This window comes from Nonomuraea sp. NPDC051298, assembly GCF_055586305.1.
The window spans coordinates 15966-31022 of the sequence record NZ_JBVJIM010000032.1 but is presented as its reverse complement, the minus strand read 5'-3'; the positions used below and the strand labels follow the sequence as shown (position 1 = coordinate 31022).

General features: G+C 71.5%; 10 protein-coding genes. 5 read left to right on the top strand and 5 right to left on the bottom strand.

Annotated elements, in window-relative coordinates; translation table 11 throughout:
• Positions 1-114: 114 nt before the first annotated feature.
• Both purB and ACZ6S0_RS47050 read left to right on the top strand, forming a co-directional pair.
• Positions 115-1545: an adenylosuccinate lyase gene (gene purB, locus ACZ6S0_RS47055; RefSeq protein WP_465926555.1), complete on the top strand. Its 1431-nt coding sequence runs from the start codon at positions 115-117 to the stop codon at positions 1543-1545.
• Entirely contained in the window at positions 1542-2309 is a 768-nt protein-coding gene (locus ACZ6S0_RS47050) for a GNAT family N-acetyltransferase (protein ID WP_465926553.1), read from the top strand. The genes purB and ACZ6S0_RS47050 overlap by 4 nt, the downstream gene beginning before the upstream one ends.
• A 7-nt stretch (positions 2310-2316) precedes the next feature.
• Here the strand turns inward: ACZ6S0_RS47050 and ACZ6S0_RS47045 are convergent, their stop codons facing one another.
• From ACZ6S0_RS47045 to ACZ6S0_RS47035, 3 genes are all read right to left on the bottom strand, one after another.
• Positions 2317-3228: an NAD-dependent epimerase/dehydratase family protein gene (locus ACZ6S0_RS47045; RefSeq protein WP_465926551.1), complete on the bottom strand. Its 912-nt coding sequence runs from the start codon at positions 3226-3228 to the stop codon at positions 2317-2319.
• Between the two features lie 126 nt (positions 3229-3354).
• Positions 3355-4182, bottom strand: a complete 828-nt coding sequence (locus ACZ6S0_RS47040) for an IclR family transcriptional regulator (protein ID WP_465926549.1) — start codon at positions 4180-4182, stop codon at positions 3355-3357.
• A complete protein-coding gene (locus ACZ6S0_RS47035; RefSeq protein ID WP_465926547.1) occupies positions 4179-5288 on the bottom strand; it encodes a substrate-binding domain-containing protein in 1110 nt (369 codons plus the stop codon). Before ACZ6S0_RS47035 ends, ACZ6S0_RS47040 begins: the two co-directional genes overlap by 4 nt.
• Before the next feature lie 172 nt (positions 5289-5460).
• On the opposite strand from ACZ6S0_RS47035, the gene ACZ6S0_RS47030 reads away from it, so the two are divergent.
• On the top strand, positions 5461-6627 hold the full coding sequence (locus ACZ6S0_RS47030) for an erythromycin esterase family protein (protein WP_465926545.1): 1167 nt from the start codon (positions 5461-5463) through the stop codon (positions 6625-6627).
• 287 nt (positions 6628-6914) lie between these two features.
• Here the strand turns inward: ACZ6S0_RS47030 and ACZ6S0_RS47025 are convergent, their stop codons facing one another.
• Positions 6915-13199, bottom strand: coding sequence for an RHS repeat domain-containing protein (locus ACZ6S0_RS47025; RefSeq protein WP_465926542.1), 6285 nt, complete (start codon positions 13197-13199; stop codon positions 6915-6917).
• A 77-nt stretch (positions 13200-13276) separates the two neighbouring features.
• On the bottom strand, positions 13277-13462 hold the full coding sequence (locus tag ACZ6S0_RS47020) for a hypothetical protein (RefSeq protein ID WP_465926540.1): 186 nt from the start codon (positions 13460-13462) through the stop codon (positions 13277-13279).
• Positions 13463-13693: 231 nt separating this feature from the next.
• Here ACZ6S0_RS47020 and ACZ6S0_RS47015 point away from each other — a divergent pair, with 231 nt between their 5' ends.
• The gene (locus ACZ6S0_RS47015; RefSeq protein WP_465926538.1) at positions 13694-14089 is read left to right on the top strand and encodes a GntR family transcriptional regulator; all 396 of its coding nucleotides are present in this window, start codon (positions 13694-13696) and stop codon (positions 14087-14089) included.
• Positions 14086-15054, top strand: a complete 969-nt coding sequence (locus tag ACZ6S0_RS47010; protein ID WP_465926536.1) for an ABC transporter ATP-binding protein — start codon at positions 14086-14088, stop codon at positions 15052-15054. The genes ACZ6S0_RS47015 and ACZ6S0_RS47010 overlap by 4 nt, the downstream gene beginning before the upstream one ends.
• Positions 15055-15057 lie beyond the last annotated feature (3 nt).

Here is a 15057-nt window from a genome sequence, read left to right as displayed (position 1 = left end):
TTTGTAAAGGCCGTGGGTCGGTGCGCACAACCGTACCCTCGATCAAAAGCCTCGCGACGACGGGCGGGGTCTGCGTGCTGGGCGGCGGGGCTGGTGTGAATACACTTGTCCAACGTGACTTCCAAGCCGCGTATCCCCAATGTCCTGGCCGGCCGCTACGCCTCGCCGGAGCTGGCCCGTCTGTGGTCCCCCGAGTACAAGATCGTCGCTGAGCGGCGGTTGTGGCTGGCGGTGTTGCGGGCGCAGGCCGAGCTGGGGGTGGCGGTGCCCGATGGGGCGATCGCCGACTACGGCAAGGTGGTGGAGCGGGTCGATCTGGCCTCGATCGCCGAGCGGGAGCGGGTGACCCGGCACGATGTGAAGGCCAGGATCGAGGAGTTCAACGCGCTGGCCGGTCATGAGCAGGTGCACAAGGGCATGACCTCGCGTGATCTGACCGAGAACGTCGAGCAGTTGCAGATCCGCGACAGTCTGCTGCTGGTGCGTGATCGGGTGGTGGCGTTGCTGGCGCGGCTGGCGACGCTGGCGGAGGCGCACGAGGCGACGGTGATGGCGGGGCGTTCGCACAATGTGGCGGCGCAGGCGACGACGCTGGGCAAGCGGTTCGCGTCGGCGGCCGATGAGTTGCTGGTGGCGTATCGGCGGCTGGAGGAGTTGGTCGGGCGTTACCCGTTGCGGGGGATCAAGGGGCCGGTGGGCACGGCTCAGGACATGCTCGATCTGCTGGGTGGTGATCGGGGCAGGCTGGCGGAGCTGGAGCGGCGGGTGGCGGTTCATCTGGGGTTCGAGCACCGGTTCACGAGTGTGGGGCAGGTGTATCCGCGGTCGCTGGACTTCGAGGTGGTGACGGCGCTGGTGCAGTTGGCGGCGGCGCCGTCGTCGCTGGCCAGGACGATCCGGTTGATGGCGGGGCACGAGCTGGTGACGGAGGGGTTCAAGGAGGGGCAGGTGGGCTCCTCGGCGATGCCGCACAAGATGAACACGCGCTCGTGTGAGCGGGTGAACGGTCTGGCCGTGGTGTTGCGTGGTTACGCGTCGATGGTGGGTGAGCTGGCGGGTGATCAGTGGAATGAGGGGGATGTGTCGTGTTCGGTGGTGCGCCGGGTGGCGTTGCCGGATGCGTTCTTCGCCTTCGACGGGTTGGTGGAGACGATGTTGACGGTGCTGGACGAGTTCGGGGCGTTCCCGGCGGTGATCGCGGCTGAGCTGGGGCGTTATCTGCCGTTCCTGGCGACGACGAAGATGTTGATGGCGGCGGTGCGGGCCGGGATGGGGCGGGAGCAGGCGCATGAGGTGATCAAGGAGCATGCGGTGGCTGCGGCGCTGGCGATGCGTTCGCGTGGGGCGGCGAACGAGTTGCTGGATCTGCTGGCGGCGGATGAGCGGTTCCCGTTGGATCGGGCGGGGTTGGAGGGGTTGCTGGCGGATCGGGTGTCGTTCACGGGGGCGGCGGCTGATCAGGTGGAGGCGGTGTCGCAGGCGGTGGGTGAGGTCGTGGCGGCGCATCCGGAGGCGGCGGCGTATCGGCCTGGGGCGATCTTGTGATCAGGGAGTTGCGTACGGCCGGTGAGTTACGGGCGGCGTGCGGGGACGACGATCTGGTGATGTGGGCGGGTCAGGGCCTGCGTGGGGGTGCGCGGGCCTGGGCGCTGGGGGATGCGGTGGTGGCGGGTTGCCCGGGGGTGTCGCGGGGTGACCGGCTGGCGGTGTGGGGTGGTGTGTCGTGTGCGGTGGAGTTGGTGGGGTTCGCGTTGGGGGAGTTGGGGGCGTCGTATCGGCCGTTGGGGGAGTTGGGGTTGGTGCGTGCGGTGGCGGCGAAGCTGGAGGGGGTGGTGGAGAGCGCGGAGTTCTCGTGGATGAGCCTGTCGGCGGGGGATCTGGTGGCGGGGGCCGGTGTGGGTGCTGGTGTGGGGTGGCTGGGGCCGGTGGAGGAGGGGGAGGTGGCGGGGTTGCTGGCGGTGGATGCGCCGCAGTCGTACGCGGTGCCGGGGGCGGTGGGGGTGAGCCGGTGGGCGGGGGTGCGGGTGGAGGGGGTGCTGGCGGCGGTGGCGGCCGATGCGTGGTCGGCGCCTTCGGTGGGGTTGGTGGCGGGGGTGGCGACGAGGGCGGGGTTTCGTGGCCGGGGGTTGGCGGGGCGGGTGTGCGGGTGGGTGTCGCGGGAGTTGGTGGCGGTGCATGGCCGGGCGGCGTTGATGGTGGACGACTCGAACGGGGCGGCGATCGGGGTGTATGAGCGGCTTGGTTATCGGCGGCGGCGGGTGTTGGGGTGTGGGGTTTCCGGGGGGCGTTGGGGTGGTTCTCCGGGGTGAGGTGGGTTCAGGGGTGGAGGGTGTGGCGGATCCAGTCGGTGGCGGAGGTGTGGCGGGGTTTCCAGCCGAGGTCGGTGCGGGCGGTTAGGCCGCGTACGCGGCTGTTGGAGCCGAGGGCGTAGATGGCGACTTCGTGTCCCCAGAGGTCGATGGCGGTGTCGATGTCGAGGGGGGTGGGTCCGGGGAGGTGCAGGGTGTCGGCGATGGCGGTGGTGAGGTCTTTGAAGGAGGATTCGCCGTTCTCGGCGAAGTAGAACGAGCCGGGTGTGGCGGCGTCGAGGGCGGCCAGGTAGAGGTCGCAGGTGTCGTCGAGGTGGACGGTGGACCAGATGTTGTCTCCTGGGCCGATGTGGACGGCGGCGCCGCGGGTTCGGGCCTGCTGGATGAGGCGGGGGATCTGGACGCTGTCGGGGTTGAGGCCGGTGCCGGTGCCGTAGACCATCGTGTTGCACACCACTGCTGAGCGGACGCCGGTGTGGGCGGCGGCGAGTACGTGGCGGTCGATCGCGACTCGGGCGGCTTTGTCTGGGGCGGGGGTCCAGGGGCTGTCGGGCAGGATGTCGGCTTCGGTGTAGGTGTGGTCTTGGCGTCGGCCGGCCGAGGGTTGGCCGACGATGCTGGAGCCGCTGGTGTGCAGGAAGGGTTTTCCGGTGCCGGCCAGGGCGGGGAGCATGGCGGCGACCGCTGCGGCGTGGTCGCTGTCGGCGGCGTTGATGACGGCGTCGGCGGTTGCGGCCTCTGTGGCGAGGAGGTGGCCGGTGTCGAGTGTGCCGAGGACGGGGTCGAGGCCGAGTGCTCGGAGGGGTTCGATGGTTTCGGGGGTGCGGGTGAGGCCGCGTACGTGGTGGCCGGCTTGGGCGAGGCGGATGGCGAGGGAGCCGCCGAGGTATCCGGTCGCCCCGGTCAGGAAGATGCGCATGAGGGTGTTCCTTTCGGCATGGGCAGGGGCTGTTCTGAATATCGGAGTAGGCTCCGGATATGTGAACACGGTAGGGCGCTGGTTCTTGGGGTGTCAAACCATCCGCGCCTTGGCAGGGGCCCGGCGTCAGGCGGGGTCGTGGGGGGTGTGCCGCTGTCCGGGAGTGCGGCGGACGGCTTCCGACATGCGGTACGCCAGTGCCTGTACGGCGTCGGCGTCGGCCGGGGCGCTCTCGCCGGGTGAGGGCGGGCGCGTCACGGAGCCGACCGCCGCCAGTGGCCCGTGCGGGCCGTGCACGATGGCGGCGGTGTCGGCCAGGTGCGGTTGCCCGGTGCCGGTGCCGGTGCCGGTGTTGATGTCGGTGGCGGTGGCGTAGCCGTGGGCGCGCGCCGTGGCGATGGCCGTCATGAGGCGGGCGAGGTCGAAGCGCTGGTCGCCGGGTGCGGCCGGGACCTCGCCGCGGTGCAGGTCCTCGATCATGGCGTCCGGCAGGGTGGCGAGCAGTGCCTGCCCGGTGCCGGTGGACCAGGCGGGCAGGCGGATGCCCTCCTTGAGGGTGAGGGGCAGGGGGGTGTCGCCGGGGCGGACCGCGAGATAGGCGGCGTCGAGCCCGGACAGCACGGCCAGCACCACCGTGCGCCCGGCCAGGGCGGTGGCCGCGGGGACCGCGCGGTGGAACGCCTCCAGCAGTGCGGTGCCGCCCGTCAGCCCTCTGGCGATCAGGGGGAGTCTCGGCCCGAGCCGCATCCTGCCTTCGACGTCGCGTACGAGCATCCCGGTCTCCACCAGGGTGGCGCAGAGGTCGGCGAGTGAGCTCTTGGGTATCGCCAGGCGCCGGCTGAGCTCGGCCGGGCTGGTCGGCTCGGGGTGGGCGGCCAGCTCGAACAGGATCCTGGCCGCCTTGTGCACGGCGGGTGAGCCGCCCGGTTGCGGGGTGCCGGTGGTCGCCTTCATCCCCATGGATCGTAGTCGCCGGCGTTCGCGGCGGTGATGAGTGTGGTGGGCAGGAGTCGTACGCGGGTGGTGAGGGGCTCGCCCGCGCGTATGCGGCCGGCCAGCCGGAGTGCGAGGTCGGCCAGGCGGGCGGGGTCCTGGGCGGCGGTGGCCTTGAGGGGGCCGCCGGTGGCGATGGCCGTGGTGGCGGCGGCGGAGCCGTCCACGCTCACCACGGGCAGGGATCGGCCGCGGGCGGCCTGGGCGGCGAGGATGCCTTGCGAGGTGGGGTCGTTGATGCCGAAGAAGCCGGCCAGCCGGGGGTGGCCGTCGAGGAGTTTCGCGGCGATGAGGGCGCCGGTGCGCGGGGTGTGGTCGCCGCGCTCGCGTGCGACGACGCGGATCGCGGGGTGTTCGCGCAGCACGGACATGAATCCCGCCACCCGGTCGGCGGTGGCCGTCACGGGCCGGCCGTCGATGATGGCGATCTCCGCCGGGCCGTGGAGGAGGGTGGCCAGGTATTGCCCGGCCAACTGCCCGGCCTGGACGTTGTCGGTGGTGACGCAGGCGTCGGCGCCTTCGGCCCCGGCGTTGACGGCGACGACCGGGATGCCCGCGTCGCGGGCGGCGCGTACCGCGCCTCGCACGTGGGTGGAGTGGACGGCGTCCAGGATGATCGCGTCGACGCCCGCCCTGACCAGTTCGCCGATCTGCCCGGCCTGGGTGCGGGCGTCCTGTCCGGCGTCCATGGCGATCATGCCGATGCCGGTCAGGTCGCACTGGTGGCGGAGTGTGCGCAGTTCGACGGCGTAGAAGGGGTTGGCGGTGTCGGGTACGGCCACGCCGAGCAGGCGGATGCCGGGCGGGTTGCGCATCTGGGCGGAGGCCAGTTCGGCGAGTGCCAGGCCCAGCGTGTAGCGGCCGTGCTGGTCCTGCTGGAGGAGGCGTTCTTCGACGAGGGCCTGGCAGATGCCGAGCAGGGTGCTCTTGGGGACGCCGACCCGGCGGGAGAGCGCGGCCAGGGGTGCGGGGCCGTGGGCGGCGAGGTCGGCGAGCACCGCCACCGCCCGCCCCACCGCGGGGACCTTGCCCGCTCCTTCCTTCCCGTCCTCGGGCGAACCGCTCATCTCCTGCTCTCCTTCCGCTGGACGTTCAATTTACCGTGTGAGGAGACGGCATTTGAGCTTGAGTGGTGCCGAGACTCGGGCCGCTGCCACGCCGATTGAAGGTTCATCCTGGCATCACCCGGGATTTCCTGGCCCAAGTTTCCACCGAAAGTTCAACGATACCGTTGAAGGCATGGACATCAAGGACACAGCCCGTCCGCTCGACGGCGCGGCCGTATCGGCGTTCCTGCGGTCGCTGCCCGCCAGGCCCCTGCTGCTCGGCCTGGGCGAGGCCAGGCACTTCGTGGGGGAGCTGGGCGAGGCGCGCAACGAGATCTTCCGGCATCTGGTCGAGCACGAGGGCTTCCGGTCGTTCGCGATCGAGAGCGACTGTCTCATGGGCCTGGTCGTGGACGACTACGTCACGACGGGCGCGGGCACGCTCGACGACGTCATGGAACGCGGTTTCAGCCACGGCTTCGGCGCGTTCGCGGCCAACCGCGACCTCGTGCGCTGGATGCGCGCGTACAACGCCGAGCATGACGAGAAGCTGCGGTTCTTCGGGTTCGACGGCCCCATGGAGTATTGGGCGGCCAGCCCGCGCCAGGCGCTCACCGCCCTGCACGCCCTTCTCGACGGCCCGCTCCCCTGCACCTCGCAGGCCCTCGACGCGTTGCTGGGCCCGGACGAGCGGTGGTCGAACGAGGCCACCGCCATGGACCCGTCACAGTCGATCGGCCGGTCCGCCGACGCCGAGCGGCTGCGGCTGGTCGCCGACGACCTGGTGGCGCTGCTCGGCACGCAGACGCCGCGGCTGAGCCCGCGCGACAGGGAACGCGCGGACCTGTACGCGCGCACCGCGGTCGGCCTGCTCCGCTACCACCACGGGATGGCCGACGCGTCCCCGGACCGGTGGGGCCGGCTGTCGGCCCTGCGGGACGCGATGATGGCCGCGAACCTGCGTGCGGTCGCCGGGCACGGCCCGGCCCTGGTCTTCGCGCACAACCTGCACCTGCAGCGGCAGCCGAGCACGATGTCGTTCGGCGAGCTGACGTTGCGGTGGTGGGGCGCGGGGGCGCTCGCCGCGGCGCACCTGGGCGACCGGTACGCCCACCTGGCCTCGGCGTTCGGCACGGTCGGCGGCGACGTCCCGTCCCCGGACACCGTGGAGGGCATCCTGTCCGCGCTGCCCTTCGACCGCTGTCTCGTCGACGCCCGCCACCTGGCCGCGGCCGTCGCCGGGGCGAGCCCGCGCGTCTCGTCCGACCACGCCTACTTCCCGCTGGACCCGTCCCAGCTCGGCCTGATCGACGGCATCGTCTTCCTCGGCGGCGCGGCGGAGGTGGGTTCCTGGCCGTAGCCGCCGTCCGGCGGCGGGCCTGCCGGTGGAGGCGGCGGGTCGGTGGAGACGGCGATGTGCCCCAGAAGGCCCGGGACCGGTCTTCTGGGGCAGTGAATCTTCGAGGCTCCCGGCCCAGGAAAGAGCCGGGGTGGTTCTCGTCCATCCGGCGCGGGGGCCGGTGAAAGCGGGCGGGGTTGGGGCCCTCGGGGTGAAGGGGGCCGGGTCGGGCCCTCCGGCGCCCGGCCCCCCAGGAGGTGGGGGCCGGGGCCGGAGGGGTTCAGGGGACCGGGTTCAGGGGGCGGGGGTCAGAAGAGCAGGCCGAAGAAGTCGTCCAGGCCGCTCTTGTCGATCCACCGGGTGACCCTGGCCCCGGCCTCGGCGACCGTGCCCGCCCGGGTGCTCTCCGGTTCGATCTTCTCCGGCCTGAAGAGCTGCTTCTCGCCCTGCCCGGAACCGCTGGCCCGGATCTGGGGCGGTGGCCCGTCCGGGTACAGCCTGCCGTCGCGCCAGACGGTGTAGGACTGGGTCGGCTGGATGCTGCCGTCGTTGCGGTAGACCTGTCCGGGCCGTGGCTGCGTCGGCTGCCGGCTGTCCCGGGGCGGGGTCTGCCGCTGTGTGGCGCGGTGGCTGGTCGGCCGGGCCGCCGGGCGCTGCCGTGCCCGCTGGATCCCGCTGGGGAGCCGGCCGGCCCGCTTGTTGCGCGCCCTGGCGGCCTGTGCGGCCCGCCTGGCCGCCCGCGCGTCGGCGGCCTTGCGTTTGGCCTCTCGTCTGGCCGCGGCGGCGGCCCGCCGCTGGGCCCTGGCCGTGGCCGCCTTCCTGGCCCTTTCCTGCGCCTTGCGCCTGGCCTCGGCCTGGAGGCGTTTCCTGGCCGCGGCGGCGGCCCGCTTGCGCGCCTCTGCCGCCGCCTTCTTCCTGGCCGCCTCCGCCGCGCGCCTTCTGGCCTCGGCCGCGGCCCGCCGCCGGGCCGCCGCGATGGCCGCCCGCCTGGCCGCGGCCCGCGCCGCCGCGATGGCGGCCCGCCGGGCGGCCGCCATGGCGAGCCTCCTGGCGATGATCTGGGCCGCGATGCGCGCCGCGATGGCCGCGGCGAACCAGAAGAGCTGCCCGTCGGGGTCGGTCATGGTGACGGGGCTGTTGTTGGCGTAGGCGTAGGCGTTGAGCTGCTGCGGCTCGGTCTCCTCGATGACGGGGTCGACGGAGAGGAAGCGGCCGAGCTTGGGGTCGTACTCGCGGGCGCCGAGGTGGACGAGCCCGGTGGTCGGATCCTCGGTGCCGCCGACGAAGGCGCGCTGTCCGGGCCAGAACGCCGGTGGCGAGCCCCGGTTCTCGCCGAACGGGGTGAGCCTGCGCATCGCCACGTCGCCGGTGGCGGCGTTCACCGCGGCCTGTGCTGTGCCCTGGTGGTCGTTGGCCAGGAAGTAGACCTGGTTGTCGGGGGTGCGTACGGCGATGGGCTGCTCGTTGACGGTGTAGTAGCGGGTCTGCTCGACGACGTCCTTGGCGTGGTCGAGGCGCAGTTCCAGGTCGTCGATGTAGAGGGTGGTGTCGGCCGTGGTCTTGCGGATGAGGCGGTCGCCGTCCGCGCTGTAGACGAACGAGGTGGTCTTTCCTGCCTCGGTGACCGACTCCAGGTTGCCTTCGGCGTCCCAGACGAGGCTCTGGTCGGAGGCGCCGACCTTGCGCCTGGTGGTGTTGCCGGCGGCGTCGTACTCGAACAGGTCGGCGCCGACGGCCTGCAGGGCGTGCGGCTGCTTGCTGCCGGGGGCGGGGTAGGTGTAGTCACGGACCTGTTCGCCCGCGCTGCCGAAGGCGTGCTTGGTCTCCTTGGTCCGGTTGCCGGTGGGGTCGTAGGCGTAGCTGACCGCGTACGGGGCCACGCCGCCGATCTTGCCCGGCTGCGGGGTGCCGGTGGCGCAGTCGTCGGTCGCGGTCCAGGCGGAGGTCATGCGGCGCAGGTGGTCGTAGGTGAAGCACTGCGTGTCCTGGCTCGCCTGGTCGGCGATCTTGGTGATGTTGCCGACGGCGTCGTAGGAGTAGCTGACGTCCAGGTCGGCGGCGCCGGCGTTCTCCCGGTCCAGCCGCATGCCGGTCAGCCTGCGGGTGGACTCGTCGTGGGTGTAGGTGAGCCAGGTCTTCCTGCTGCCGGTGCCCAGCTCGTACTGGAGGGTCTCGCCGAGCTTGGAGTAGCGGGTGGCGGTCACGTACGTCGACAGGCCGGTGACCTTCGCCGGTTGGCTCAGCTCGTCGTAGGTGTAGACGACCTGTTCCTCGGCCAGCCCGCCGGCGGCGGGGAAGCTGACGGACTGGACCTGGTCGTCGAGGGTGTAGCGGGTGTTGAGCTGGTAGGAGCCGGCGAGTTTGCCCTCCCGCTCGGGGATGGTGACGGTCTGGCGCAGGGTGCGGTAGTCGGCGTCGATGGCGTTGATCTCGGCCTTGTACGCCTGTCCGTCCACGTAGCGGATGCTGGCGTTCATGTGGCCCTTGGCCAGGGCGTCGTACTTCCACTCGGCCAGCAGCGGCCCGGTGGCCGAGCCTTCGCGCAGTTCGGTCTTGCGGCCGAGCTGGTCGTAACCGTAGGACAACGTCTTGCCGCGGGCGTCGGTCGTGGAGACCAGCTCGTCGGCGTCGTTGTACGTCATGGTGGTGACGCCCTTGTCCGGGTCCTCGGTCTTGATCTCCCGGCCGCGCAGGTCGTAGTGGTGCCGCCACACGTTCCCGGCGGGGTCGGTCACGGTGGACAGGCGTCCGGCGTGGTCGTAGGTGTATTTGGTGGACTCGTACGCGCCGGTCGGGGTGGCGCCCTTGTACTGGCGCAGTTCGATGAGCCGGTCCTCGGCGTCGCCGATGCGGGTGGTGGCGGTGCCGCCGGGCGGCGGTGTCACGTGGACCCGGTCGCCCTCCTGCGTGGTGCTGACCCGGTACTTCTCCACGCCCTTGGCCTTGAGCACCTGGGCGTTGACGTCTCCCGAGCCGTCGAACGCGGACACGACCTGGGTGGGCACGTCGGCGTCGGCCACGCCGAGCAGGTCGGTCGCGGGCGTGCCGGTGGCGAAGTAGCCGGTGTTCGACTTGCTCTGCTGGCCCTGGGAGTTGTAGATCGTGTCGGTGACGGTGCGGCCGTCGCGCAGTGCCGGGTCCGTCGCCTGCGCGTCCTTGGGCGCGGGTTCCTGGGTCTGGCGTTCGCGCATCAGGCCGTCGTACAGTTCGTGGCTGCTGGTGTAGGTGCCGTCGGCGTTGAGCGTCTTGGTGGTGACGGCGCTGGGGCCGTCGGCCCGCATGAGGTAGGAGTACTCGGTGCTGGGCGACTGGCCCGCCGCCTTGCTGCGGTCGGGCTGCCAGACCTTGGTCACCCGGCCGAGCGCGTCGTAGTCCAGGTCGATGCGGCGGCCGGCGGCGTCGACCTCGGCGATCGGCTCGCCCCAGGCCGGGCTGAGCAGGGTCCGCTCGGTGTGGCCGAGCTGGTTGGTCTGGACGATCTCGGTGGCCGGGGCGCCCGCCGCCGGGCTGTAGGCGGTGGTGGATCGGGTGCCGACCGCGTCGGTCTCGCTGGTCTCGCGGCCGTAGGCGTCGTAGGTGTGGGTGCTGTCGGTGATCGTGGCGCCGTCGGCGGAGACGAGGTGGTGGACGGAGGTGACGTCACCCTTGGTCGGCGCCTGGCCGAACGCCTTGCCGTCGTAGCCGACCTTCTCGTCGGAGATGATCTCCTCGGCGGCCAGCGTGGACACCGCCGTGCCGCAGGGCGCGGCGACCTTCTGGATGCGGCTGGTGTAGTCGAGCATCCAGCTCGTGTCGTTGCGGGCGTAAGTGTAGCGGGTGCACTGGTCGTCGCCGGTGCTCGCCAGGTCGCCTCGCTCCTCGATCTGGGTGAGCAGGCCCTTGGCGTCGTACGTGCGCTCCTCGCCGGTGCGCCGCCACGTGCCGCCGCTCAGGGCGGTGCGGGTGACCATGGACTTCGCGTCGACCATGTGCGCGGTCTTGGTGACGCCGCCCTGGGTGGACTCGGCGGTCTTCAGCGACCAGGGCTGTTCGGTGGTCGCGGTGAGGAGGGCTCCGCCGTCGCCGTCGTAGGTGATCTCCTCGCGTTCGAAGCCGGAGTACTGGTCGAGGTCGTCGAGCTTGACGCCCTCGGTGTCCTCGACCTGGGCGCTGCGCTTGGAGCCGTCGGCCAGCTTGTCGCCGTGCATGCCGCGGAAGTAGCGGGTCTCGGTGAGGGTCCGCTTGGTGTCCTGGCCGTCGCCCTCGCGCACGCGTACCCGGCCGAAGCCGCGGAAGTCGGACCAGGTGCGGTGCTCGGGCTTGACCAGGATGTTGTCGGCGTAGCGCCAGGCGGCGCCGCCGAGGTACTCGTAGTCGGTGACCACGTTGGGGGAGGCCGCGACGCGGTCGACCTCGACGGTCTGGGCGACGACGTACTTGTGGAACCAGTCGGTGACCTCGGCCTCGTCGGGGGGTGACCAGCGCTGCGGGAAGCACAGCCTGGTGTTCTTGTCGGCCGCGGGCAGGGCCCCGGGCTGGCAGTCGGCCGCCTTGTAGTTGACGCGCAGTTCGCCGCCGGTGCCGTTGTCGACGGCCTGGACGCGCCACTTGACCAGCGGTGCGCGGCCTTCGGTGGCGTCGACCCGGTTGGGGAGCTGCACTCCCTTGAAGGTGGTCTTCGGCAGGGTGAGGGTGCCGCCGACGTGGCCGGTCTGCTGGATCGAGGCGAGCCACAGGGCGGGGCTCATGCCGTCGCCGGTGGCGGGGAACTGGTGGGTCAGGGTCCAGGAGTCGACGGGGGTGTACTGGCCGGCGCCGTTGCCGAGCTGGGTGGTGACCTTGGTCAGGCGCTTGCGGGTGAAGAAGGTCGGCGCCAGGCGGTCGGTGCATTTGACGCCCGAGTCGCAGATCTGGTCGAACGGCACGTCCGGCCAGTGGCTGGCGGTCTCCTTCTTCAGCTCGGCGGCCGCGCAGGTGACGGTGCCGCTGGGCAGGCATCGCTCGGCGACGTCGAACACCACCCGGGTGGCGGGGGCCTTGGTGAACAGTTCGCCGCTGAGGTAGCCGTAGTCGATGCGGGTCAGGTAGGCGCCGCGGTCGTACACGGTGCCCAGTTCGGGCTTCATGTTGCGGCCGTAGTAGTTGGTCTCCTGGGTGTACCAGTAGGTGGTGGCGTTGCCGTGGGTGTCGACGGCCAGGTCCAGGTTCCACCGGTACGCCTGCTGGCACCAGGCGTTGGCCGGGGTGCTGTTGTAGCAGGGTTCACCGCTGTTGTTGCCGAACACCGGCACGGCCTGCACGGACTTGGTCTCCGCCTTGCCTGTGGCCCAGCCGGGCAGCCGGTTCAGGCCGAAGGTGTACTGGCTGCCGTCGGGGGTGGTGACCCGCCAGTACTCGCCGTTGTTGTCGCCGTTCGTCGCGCCGGTCAGCGCCTCGATGCGGGTGCCGTCGTCGCGCTTGGGCCGCCACTGCTTGGTGGTGGCGTCCTTGACGAGTTCGACGGCCGAGTTGCCGAGGGACAGGGTCGCGTTGTCCTGGTCCCAGCACAGGTCGCCGGTCTTCTTGCCGTCGATCATGCACGATTTGTACTTGCGCTCGACGTAGCCGCTGGGGTTCAGCTCGAAGCCCTCACCGGCCCAGGACGCCTGGTTGTTGGTGGAGGCGGTGCGGCCGTCCACGCTCTGGGAGGAGTAGCCGAGTGACAGCTCGGGCTCGTCGCCGCCCAGCGCCGGCGGGCTGCGCAGCTCGTAGCTCCAGGTGAAGTCGCCGGTCTGGGCGCCCACGCTCCAGTCGGAGGAGGGGGCCAGCGAGGTGGCGGAGTGGTCGCCGGACTGGCCGGAGGCGGCGGCGGTGACCGCGTAGACGGCGCCGGTGGTGACCTCGGCGGTCAGCGTGCCGTTCTTGGGGTCGTTGCGGCTGGTGACCGGCTCGGGTTGCGGGCAGGCCGCGGTGGCGGTGGCCGCCTTCAGGCCACATTCGGCCAGTTTGACCAGGCGCAGGCGGGCGCCGTAGTCGCCGCCGTAGGCGTGCCTGAAGCCGGAGTAATCGATCTCCAGGCGGGTCTTGCGCTCGGTCTTGGCCGCGGCCGCGGCGACGCCCTGGCCGGGTGAGACGCGCATGGCCAGGCCGAGCCGGTCGGTGTCGAGCAACTCCACCGTGACCGGCTCCGGCTCGGCGGCAGCCGCAGTCTTGGCCTGTTGCGGGGCCAGGCGGACGGGGAAGCCGGCCGCGAGGGTCCTGGCGGTGGCGCCGCCCAGCTCGGCCTTCTGCGGCCGGGGCCAGGTGACCTGGGGCGGAGCCTGCCACGCCTGCTTCTGCGCGGGGTCGGCCGCGGCCGGCTGGACGGGCACCCTGGCGCCGGGGACCGGGGTCTCCTGCTGGGTGGAGGGCGCGGGGCGGGAGGCGGCCTGGGCGGGCATGGCGTAGGTCAGCGGCACGACCAGGGCGACCGACAGCGCGGCGGCGAGCCTGCGCGGCCAGGGGGAGGGGGGCTTGGGTTCCTGGAACCGGTTCCAGGAGGGGTCGGGCAGATCGGGCTCCGCGGCGGTCTCCGCAGCGGTCGGAAATCGATTCCAGCGGGATTCGGGCAGGTCTAACTCGTCCGGTAGGTCCATGAGAACCTCTCCCAGGTGGTGGGGGTGCGGCGAATCGGGGCGTACGTTGCGGGGGATCTATGGGGCAGGGGGCTGTGTCACGCGGTGTGCCGCGCTGTGTGCTGCGCGCTGTTCTGGGCGGTGTTCTGGGCGTTCTGCTCTGTGCTCGGCGCCTCGCCGTACGCGCGGGCGTCGTCCAGGTGTTCGGCGGCGGAGACGGATGGCTGGGCGCGGTCCGGGCGGTGGGGTGACGCCGCCCTGGCCGGCCCTGTGGCGTCGCGCATGCGCACCTCCGCCCGTTCTGAGCAGGGACTACGCGCGGACAGCGAACGCCCGGGCGTCTCCGGATCCTCGGTTGATCGGATTCTCGCCCTCGGCATCCGGGAGGTCCAGAGTTCTGCTCATTCTGCTCAGGATTCCTTCAGTGCGGCGGCCTCGGCTGGAGATATCCGTCAGATTGACGAAGATCGCCGGCGTTAATACCCTTTTACTAATCTAATAGGAAAAGGGTATTTATGGTGATCAGGCTTCGCCTCGACCCGACCTCTGGTGTGGCGACGTACCTGCAACTGGTGCATCAGGTCAAACACGCCTTGCGGCTCGGCGCGCTCATGCCGGGCGATCGGCTGCCGACGATCAAAGAGGTCGTCAGCGACCTCGCGATCAACCCGAACACGGTGGCCAAGGCCTACCGCGAACTGGAACACGAGGGCCTCGTCGTCGGCCGGCCCGGGCTGGGCACGTTCGTGCGGCAGTCGCTGGGCGGCGGGTCCACGGCCGATCACACCCGGTTCCGCCGCGACCTCGCCCGGTGGGTGCGCGGCTGCCGTGAAGCGGGGCTCGACCAAGGGGACATGGAGGCGCTGTTCGCCTCGGTGCTCGCCGACTCCCCTCAGGAGGGGATCGCATGACGGGGGATCGCACGGCAGGGATGACGGCGGAGATGTTCGGCGGGCTCACCGCCCCCGCGCAGGGCCCGGCGGCGCTGGAGGCCGTGAGGCTCGCCAAGCGGTATCGGGGCACGTGGGCGTTGCACGACTGCACGCTGTCCGTCCCCGCCGGCCGGGTGGTCGCGCTCGTCGGACCGAACGGCGCGGGCAAGTCCACGTTCCTGCGCCTGGTCGCCGGGCTGATCGCCCCCACCCGGGGCGGCGTACGGGTCTTCGGCGAGCCGGTCGGGCAGCGGGCGGCGGCCCTCGCCCGGGTGGCGTTCCTGGCCCAGGACAAACCCCTCTACCACGGCTTCACCGTCGCCGAGATGCTCCGCTTCGGGCACCGTCTCAACCCGGGATGGGACGACGCCCTCGCCCGGCAACGGCTCGCGGAGCTGGACATCCCGCTGAACCGCAAGGCGGGCAGCCTCTCCGGAGGCCAGCAGGCACAGGTCGCGCTGACCGTCGCCGTGGCCAAGCGGCCGGACCTGCTGGTCATGGACGAGCCGCTGGCCAACCTCGACCCCGTGGCCCGGCACGACGTCATGCGCTCCCTGATGGCGGCGGTGGCCGAGACCCAGCTCACCGTCGTGCTGTCCTCCCACGTGGTGGCCGACCTGACCAATGCCTGCGACTGGCTGGTGGTGCTCAACGGCGGCCAGGTCCAGATCAGCGGCGAGGTCGACGAACTGCTCGCCACCCACCGGATGCTGTCCGGCCCGGCCGCACTCGCCGACGGGCTGGCGGCCCGGATGCCGGTGATCAGCGACAGCCGCAGCGAACGGCAGGCCGACCTGCTGGTCCGCGCCGGCCACGGAACTCCGTCGCACGACCCGCGATGGAGCGCGTCCGGAGTGAGCCTGGAGGAGCTGGTGCTGGCCTACCTGCGCCGCCCCGACACCACCTCACTGCCCCGTCCGACCCTGACCATCTCTGACCGCTGAGGA